Origin of the sequence: Phenylobacterium sp. (genome assembly GCF_036723115.1) — a bacterium.
GTDB lineage: Bacteria > Pseudomonadota > Alphaproteobacteria > Caulobacterales > Caulobacteraceae > Phenylobacterium.
On sequence record NZ_DAIMHV010000211.1, the window covers coordinates 664 to 3,329 of the forward strand.

The 2,666-nt window shown below is 66.1% G+C and carries 1 protein-coding gene; it reads right to left on the bottom strand.

Annotated elements, in window-relative coordinates:
• Window positions 1-15: 15 nt before the first annotated feature.
• The gene (locus tag V7D28_RS14535; protein WP_333588099.1) at window positions 16-2,607 is read right to left on the bottom strand and encodes a TonB-dependent receptor domain-containing protein; all 2,592 of its coding nucleotides are present in this window, start codon (window positions 2,605-2,607) and stop codon (window positions 16-18) included.
• Window positions 2,608-2,666: the final 59 nt, after the last annotated feature.

Consider the following 2,666-nt stretch of genomic DNA (forward strand, 5'->3'; position numbering starts at 1 on the left):
CACCCCCCGACCGGATCAGAAGCGGGTCGAGAGGCTGACCGAATAGCTGCGGCCCAGCTCGTAGAAGTTCACCTTGATCTCGTCGCCGCCGAGGGTCTGGTGCTCGTCGAACTCCTGGCCCAGCAGGTTGCGGGCTTCGAAGCCGAGGGTGAATTCCGGACCCCAGAGCTGGATCTTCCGGCGGACGGTCAGGTCGAGCATGACGCCCGGATCCTGCACGAAGTCCGGCGCGCCGGAGGCGCCGCGGGCGGTGGTCCGCTCGCTGGCATAGTTGGCCAGCAGGGTCGCCTGAGTGGCGCCGTCCAGGGTTTCGAAGCCGAACTGGAGATTGGCCAGGTGCTCGGACTGGCCCTGCAGCCGGCTGCCGTCGACCACGAAGGCCGAGGCCGGGGCCGGCTGGCCAAGGCCGGTGATCGGGAAGACCACGTCGCCGGAGCTCACCTTCACCTCGGCCTTGTTGTAGGTGTAGTTCGCGCCGATGAGCCACCGCTTGTCGTCGATCCAGTTCATGCCGAACTGGGGCTCGAAGAACTTCTTGAACTCCGCCTCGACGCCCCAGATCACCGCCCGGGGGGCGTTCAGGAAGGTCTGTTGCAGGCCCGAGCCGGTCTCGTTGACCACCGCTTCCACCGGCTTGTCGATGTCCTTGTAGAAGGCGCCGATGGTGGCGAACTGCCCGCGGTCGAAATAGCGCTCATAGCGCAGGTCGACGTTCACCAGCTCGCTGTCCACCAGGTAGGGGTTGCCCACGAAGGTGCGATCCGATTCCGGGTCCAGATAGAGCTGGGGCGACTGTTCACGGAACTGCGGCCGGGCGATGGTCTTGGACACGCCGAACCGCAGCTGCTGATCCTCGGCGAAGTTCCAGGTCACCGTACCGGCGGGCAGCAGATAGTCGTTGTTCTGCTCCACCGGGGCCGGGTGGTTGGTGGAGAACAGGTCCAGGGCGCGGACAAACTGCTCGCCCTCTTCGTAGCGCACCCCGAGGCTGGCCCGGACCGCCGGCATGACTTCGCCTTCGGCCTGGAGATAGACCGCATGGGTGGTCAACTTGGCCTCATAGGCCGCCGCGCCTTCCGAGCCGGTGACCTCCCGCAGGATCAGGCCGTTGGGGCCAATGTTGTAGTCCGAATAGAGGAAGTCGACCCGCTGGAGCTGAAAGGCGTCCGAGGGCGTCTGGTCGGTGGTGAAGCGGAAGACCCGGCTGTCGGAATAGCGTTCGTTCTCGTACCAGGCGTAGCCGCCGGAGACGGTCAGATCGACGATGAGCGGATTGTCCCAGGCATAGGCGAAGTCGACGCCCGCGCCATAGGCCTTGTCTTCCAGTTCGCTGAACCGGATGAAGTTGGCGTCCGACTGCGGATTGTGACGGAACAGGTCCGCCACCCGACGATAACGGATCAGAGTCTCGTAGGGGGCGTCACGCTCTGTGCGGGCGTAGGAACCGCGCCAGTCGATCTTCAGATCGCCGAACTCATGGGCGCCGGTGAGCTGGGTGTTGATCAGTTCGCGCTGGTACCAGGCGGTGGAGTCGTCACGGATGTAGTTGGAGGCCCGCTGGCTGTCGCCTTCCACGGACTGGGCTTCCTTGGTCACATTGCGGACGTAGAAGTTGGTCCACTGGAACTTGTGGGCGTCCAGATCGAGCGCCACGCTGGCCAGGGCGTGCCATTCCACATCCATCTGGGTGGAAACCGAGCGGAGATCTTCCAGAATGGCGAGGCCGCCCTGGCTGACGACGCCCTCCTGCTGGATGGCGCGGCGGGTGGTCCAGCCGCGGTCATAGCCGCCCACGGCCACCACGCCCACATCACCCCAGTCGAAGGTCCAGCGGCTGCCCGCCGAGGCCGTGACGCTGCCGTTGATCGGCACGTCATTGGTCGATTGCAGCAGGCGGATGTTGGCGTTCTGGAAGCTGCGGCCCATGGCCGTCAGCTGGTCTGAACTGAAGTTGCTGCCGTCGATCCGCCGGCCGGTCTCGATGCCGCGACGAATGAGCAGGGGCAGTTCGCGGGTGCCGTCGTCGAAGCCCGACAGGTCCCAATCGCCGCCATAATAGGTCAGACCCTGCTTGAGCGAGGTCTCGTCATTCACCCCCAGGCTGCCGCCGAAGGCGAAGAAGGGCTCGGTGGGGACGGAAATGGAGCGTAGGTCGACGACCCCGCCGCCGAACTCGCCCGGATAGTTCACCGAGTAGGTCTTCTGGACGTTCACGCCCGCCAGGATGCTGCTGGGGAACAGGTCCAGAGGCACGACCCGCTGCAGGGGCTCGGGGCTCGGCAGGGGCGAGCCGTTGAGCAGGGCCGAGGAGTAGCGCTCGCCCAGGCCGCGCACATAGACGAACCGGCCGCTGACCACGCTGAGGCCGCTCAGGCGGGTCAGGGCGGCCGCGGCGCTGTCGTCGCCCTGACGGACCAGGTCCTCGGTGGTGACGATGGAGGCCACCGCGGCGGTTTCGCGCATCACCTCAGGGATGTAGCGCCCCCGGACGACGAGCTCCTGAACTTCGGAACCGGCGTCGGCCGCCTGGGCCATGACCAGGGCGGGCGCCATCAGCGCCGAGGTGCCCAGAAGGAGGCCCGAAATCGGGCGGATCAGCTTTTTCATCGTTCGGTTCGCCTGGATTGTCGAGGAATGCGGAAGGCGCGGCGGGAGCAGTCCCGCCG